Raw genomic sequence first — 3,152 nt, 5'->3', positions numbered from 1 at the left:
CTTTTCAGCGCAGGAAGCAGCTTTGTTTTGCCATGCAAAAGGTTCTAAAAGTAAAATAATTTCATATTAAAATACAATTTAATTATTTTGCTTTTTGGTTCTTTTGCGGCACTATATTTTTATTTTTAACGCATTGAACATCTTACATATGAGAAAGCCAGTCAAAATCAGTGCTTAACATCAAAAAAATTTTATATTTTCCTTATGCGTTAACGTTAAAAAGAAGGAATCAATCACTAGATTCCTTCTTTTGCTATTCTTCAGAATAAATAGGCAGATCCCTTTCAACATCAACTTCATCATTCTGATATATTTTATCTAAAATCCATTCATTATCATATCTTATAAAACGCCAGTATTCACTAAACCTTTTACTACTTGTAGATCCATAAACTACTTCTCTACTATTCTCATCTAAAATATAATCAACCATAGAACCTTTTATATAAAAACATACAATATCTTTAGAAGAATCTCTAAAATGCTGAACACTAACAGGTTTTGCAGATATTAATTTTATCTTTTCTAATATATTTCTTTGCCCTTTCATGGTCATCCATCCAAGTTTAACTTGATGAGTTTTATATAAATCTTCACTAATATACTTCTGCACTTCACCATATTCCATGGTTGTCCATGCATTCTGCAGTTCAAAGTAAATTTCTTCAACTCGTCTATCTAATACTTCTCTAGAGTACATAGGATCTTTTTTATTTAAATAATATATAATTTTTTTACTTTTAATACCTTTTTCTATTCTTTTTTCAGAGTTTTTTATGCCTAAAAATATATTCTGTCCTGTAACTATAGAGAATGTTACTAGTGTAAAACCTGAGAATACTATTAGTCCCACCGCTTGTTCTAGTGGACTAGACTCTCTATATCTTCCTCCATAATAATGTCCTCCTCCACTTGAACTAGTAGCAGAGCCTCCTCCACCACTTGATCCTCCTGAAGAACCACCTCCGCCACTACTTCCACCACCTCCAGCTCTTGCAAATGCTAAGGTTGATATTTGCATTAAACATATTAAAAGAAAAATTATAATACAAGCCCCTTTTTTCTTTTTCATCTTTATTCCTTCTTTCATCTATCATCAAGATATTATTGTAATTATATACAATTTTTATTAAGTTTTAAAGATTTTCTTATCATTTAATCTTTAAAATTCATATAATAATTTATAACCAATTACAAGGATAAACTAATGACAATTATAAATAAACTAATGTACAAAACTCTCTTAAGCCTTGGTTTTTTTGTAGAGAAAAATTTTACAAAACAAACAAAAAATCCTTTAGCAACAAATGCAAATATTCTATTTAAAATACTAAACAAGAATAAAAATACTGAAATAGGTCAAAAATATAATTTTAAAAAAATTAAATCTATAGATGATTTTTAAAATTCCTTTCCTTTAACTCAATATGATTTCTACAATGACTATATAGAAAAAATGTCTAATGGCAAAGATAATATATTGGTTAGTGATAAAATAGAATACTTTTGCCATACATCAGGAACAACAGGAAAACAAAAACTAATTCCTGTAACAAAAGAAAGTAGACTAAGAGCTTCTAAATACATGGGAATTCTTCTTCAAAAATTTGCTTATAATAATTTAAAAGATAAGTGGTCCTCAGAAAAAGGACTATTAATTTCAGATATGGTAACCACAACTTATACCCCTTCAAATATTCCAATATGCTCTGCCACATCCGGAGGCATGAAAGGTATAAAACATCTTATTCCCTATATATACACTTCTCCTTTAGAAATAATGTATATAGAAGATAAATCAACCTCTCTATATCTGCATCTCTTATTTGCTTTAAAAGAAAAAAAATTAATGTATATTGCAGGTGTATTCATTTCTAATATATTAGATCTCTTAAGAGAGCTTGAAAAGAACTCAAAATATCTTATTGACGATATAAAAAAGGGGAAAATAAACAAGAAGTTAAACTTAGAAAAAGATATAAGAGATAAATTAAATTCTTATTTATCTCCTAATGCTTCAAGAGCAGATGAACTAGAAAAAGAATTTAATAAAGGTTTTAAGAATATATGCGAAAGAATATGGCCTAATATTGTCTATATAGCTTGTGTTGATGGAGCTTCTTTCTCTATTTATGATAAAGCAGTTCATTTTTATACAAATAATATACCTATTTATTCTCCATGTCTTTCTGCTAGTGAAGGAACCTTAGGAATAAATAAACATTGTGATGAAATAAAATATATAATAATTCCTGACACTGTATTTTATGAATTTATTGATAGTGAAGACTTTAATAAAACAAATCCAAAAACTTTGTCTATAGACCAATTAAAGATAGGAAAATCCTATGAAATTGTCTTAACCAATTTTGCTGGATTATATAGGTATAAATTAGGTGATGTTGTGAAAGTGGTAAACCTTTTTAATTCTTGCCCTGAAGTTATATTCTTATATAGAAAAAATCAAATTTTAAATATGGCAGCTGAAAAAACAACTGAAGACCATATAACTAGCGCCATTAAAAATACTATGAAAAAATGTAATACCGAATTAATAGATTACACAACTCTAGCAGACAACTCTACTTCTCCTGGAAAATATATTTTTTATATGGAGTTTAAAAAATCCTTACCAAAAAATCAACTAAAAAAATTAGAAACCACTTTAGATTTAGAGCTTCAAAAATCCAATCTTGCATATAACCGTTTTAGAAAAAACTCTAGGCTTTCAGCATTAAAAGTAATAACTTTATCACCTAATACATTTTTTAAAATAAAAGAATCTTTGCAGAAAAAAGGCATTTCTAAGAATCAGATAAAAATTCCTAGAGTTATTACTGATAACAAAAAAATACTTGATATAATCAAAAAAATATTACTATGAACTAGCATGAAAAAGCGCTAGTTCATAGTAATTTATCATATAGCTATAAGCACATGGCCATAGCATCTTGAAGCCATATATCAAAAGAAACTACTACATATCGAGGGCACTGAAAAAGTGCCCTTCGGAAAATTAAGTCCAAAAGATTGTTATTCAACAATCTTTTGGGCTTTTTATGTTATACTTAATTTATTAACTATGATAGTGCATTTTTACTTGAAAAATTTTACAGTCAAGTAACCAAACAGAATCCTAAGCTATTTTTAAT

The 3,152-nt window shown here is 27.5% G+C and carries 1 protein-coding gene and 1 pseudogene; one reads left to right on the top strand and one right to left on the bottom strand.

Annotated features, from left to right (window positions below; all coding sequences use genetic code 11):
• Nucleotides 1-253 precede the first annotated feature (253 nt).
• Nucleotides 254-1,072: a Tim44 domain-containing protein gene (locus BM384_RS16375; RefSeq protein ID WP_175537439.1), complete on the bottom strand. Its 819-nt coding sequence runs from the start codon at nt 1,070-1,072 to the stop codon at nt 254-256.
• Nucleotides 1,073-1,207: 135 nt separating this feature from the next.
• Here BM384_RS16375 and BM384_RS16370 point away from each other — a divergent pair.
• Nucleotides 1,208-2,884 (top strand): annotated as a pseudogene (locus BM384_RS16370) (GH3 auxin-responsive promoter family protein).
• Nucleotides 2,885-3,152 lie beyond the last annotated feature (268 nt).

It is taken from the genome of Clostridium sp. DSM 8431, from assembly GCF_900116755.1.
In the GTDB taxonomy this organism is placed as follows: Bacteria; Bacillota; Clostridia; order Clostridiales; family Clostridiaceae; genus Clostridium.
The sequence above is the reverse complement of the archived record's forward strand: the minus strand, read 5'-3'. Positions and strand labels throughout refer to the sequence as shown.

What these genes read in the sequence shown, in the direction of transcription:
- BM384_RS16375 (WP_175537439.1), bottom strand. Translation starts at nt 1,072, where the DNA reads ATGAAAAAGAAAAAAGGGGCTTGTATTATAATTTTTCTTTTAATATGT.